The organism is Streptomyces sp. NPDC020362, assembly GCF_040642095.1.
GTDB lineage: Bacteria > Actinomycetota > Actinomycetes > Streptomycetales > Streptomycetaceae > Streptomyces.
Genome location: NZ_JBFAET010000445.1, coordinates 1 through 2,291, shown reverse-complemented (window position 1 = coordinate 2,291; position 2,291 = coordinate 1). Strand labels below are relative to the sequence as shown.

At 69.6% G+C, this 2,291-nt stretch carries 2 protein-coding genes and 1 pseudogene; 1 reads left to right on the top strand and 2 read right to left on the bottom strand.

Annotation, left to right across the window (positions count from 1 at the left end; translation table 11 throughout):
* A partial coding sequence (locus tag AB0H32_RS48030; protein WP_361135983.1) for a universal stress protein occupies positions 1–766 on the bottom strand: 766 nt, incomplete at its 3' end.
* A 271-nt stretch (positions 767–1,037) separates the two neighbouring features.
* Between AB0H32_RS48030 and AB0H32_RS48025 the strand changes: the two are divergent.
* Positions 1,038–1,386: pseudogene (locus AB0H32_RS48025) on the top strand (SulP family inorganic anion transporter); the annotation flags it as partial.
* A gap of 105 nt (positions 1,387–1,491) precedes the next feature.
* Here the strand turns inward: AB0H32_RS48025 and tpx are convergent.
* Entirely contained in the window at positions 1,492–1,992 is a 501-nt protein-coding gene (gene tpx, locus AB0H32_RS48020) for a thiol peroxidase (RefSeq protein ID WP_361135980.1), read from the bottom strand.
* Positions 1,993–2,291 lie beyond the last annotated feature (299 nt).

The following is a 2,291-nucleotide window of genomic DNA, read 5'->3' as shown; positions in this document are numbered from 1 at the left end:
CGAGGATCTGGGCGGCGCTGCCGCACCGGCTCGCCTCGATCACTTCGACGCCCGGGAACTTCTGCCGCCAGGGGCGCAGGGCCTCGGCCAGGGCGGCGGCCTGCTGACGCTCCAGGGAGTCGTAGAGTTCGGCGTCACCGGGGAAGCGGTAGAAGGAGGTGGGCGGCTCGGGCCAGGCGTGCACGACACGCAGGGACGCTTCGCGGCGTGTGGCAGCGTCGAAGGCGAACTCCATCAGGGTGTCGTCCGGAGCATCGATGTCGAGACCGAGCACCACGGGCCGGAAGGGCGCGGCAGCGGAGGGCACGCCCGAGGGATCCATCTCGTGCTCGTCCGCGGCCAGCTCTTCCGCCCGCACGAGCACCACCGGTCGTTCGGCGTGTGCGACGACGGACAGACTCACCGAGCCGACCATGAATCCGCCGATCCCGCCGAAGCCCCGTGAGCCCAGCACCAACAGCTCGGCGAAGCCCGCCGCCTCGCACAGGATGTCGGCCACGGTCCCCGTGAACTGCTCGCTGGTCACCTCGAGACCGGGGTGGCGCACCTGCAGGCCCTCGGCGGACTCGCGCAGAATCTGCTCGACCCAGTGCTGATAGGTCTCGGGGCCGTGCAAAGCGGCCCAAGCCGTGTACTCGGGCACCGGTTCCCCCACGTGGACGATCTTCAGCGGCAGGCTGCGCAGCAGCGCTTCACGCGCCGCCCACTCGGCGGCAGCCCGGCTCTCGGGCGATCCGTCGAGGCCTACGGTAACCGTTCGGGACATGGTCTCCACCTCCCCGGTGAGGGCTCGATTCCAGGGTGGTGACGCGCCCCCGGCTGGGTCAGGGGCCACACGTCCCTGCGCGGGGCCGATCGACCCATCGGAGCGTCAGCGTCCGGTGTTCCGCCCTGCATGCGGGCCGGCGGGCGAGCGGACGTGCAGGGTCTCCGTGTCAGCGGAAATCATGGGAGCGGACGGCGGAGGACTGGCTCATGGCCGAAGGCTCGGGAAAACGGCTGCCAGGGAGGGCGTTGCTGATGCACGGCGCGATGCCCTGTTCGTCCCCCGGCGCGACTGGCTCGGCGGCGATCTGCTCGCGGGCGTCACGGTGGCCTCGCGCCTCGCGCCTCGCGCCTCGCGCCTCGCGCCTCGTGCCTCGTGCTGCAGGTCATGGCGTACGCGGGAGTCGCCGGTCTGCCACCGGTCGCCGGACTCTGGGCAATCCTTCCGGCTCCGGCCCTGTACGCGCTGTTCGGTTCCTCCCGCCTGCTGCCGGCCCGGAATCCACTACGGCCCTCATGACGGTCCCGGTGGTCGGGCCGCTGGTCGGCGGCGGCCCCGGGCAACGCGCGTCGCTCGCGGCCACCCCCGCCGTCACGGTCGGACTGCTGTGCCTGCTGGCCCGGGCCCGGTGGACGCGCACCGGACCTGGTGCCTTGACCGGTGACCTGCGTCGGCCAGTGCGTTCAGGCTGCGCCGGCCAACACAGGTGCCGATGTTCACCGCTCCTACTTCAAAATCGCAATGGCCGCATCGTAGTTGGGCTCAGTGGTGATCTCGTCCACGAGTTCCGCATGCAGGACGCTGTCGTTTTCGTCCAGCACGACGATCGCCCGGGCCGTCAGACCCGCCAGCGGTCCATCCGCAAGTGCCACACCGTAGTCCGAGGCGAACTGCGGGCTACGGAACGTGGAAAGAGTCACCACGTTCGCCAGACCCTCGGCACCGCAGAACCGGGCCTGGGCGAAAGGCAGGTCAGCGGAGACGCACAGCACCACGGTGTTCTCCAGGGTGTTGGCCACTTCGTTGAATTTGCGCACCGATGCCGCGCAGACGGCAGTGTCCAGACTCGGGAAGATGTTCAAGACCTTCCGACTGCCGGCGAAGTCCGCCAGCGTCCTGTCGGCCAGTTCTTTGCTGACCAGCGTGAACGATCGGGCCTCGTCGCCGACGGCGGGCAAGTCGCCCACCAGCTGTACCGGGTTGCCCTTGAAGTGGGTCTGTGCCACGAGATGGCTCCTTCGCGTAATCACGGTGACAACAACGCGCAAGATCATACTTTGGGTGACTCAACCAGCACGTGAGGTGGCGTCACCGCATCACCTGCTTACTCGACCGGGCCACCATGCTCCGCCTCCGCAGCCGCGCGGCCTCGGAGTGGTCCCGCCGACCGGCGGAGTTTCCCGCTCGGACATACTCCAGGCCGAACGGCTCGTCCGGGGGCCGAGGGACCCCTTTCCCCGCCCCTCCCACCGGCACACGCTGGAAGCGGCAGGACCGCCCGCCGAGGACCATAGGGGGCAACCAT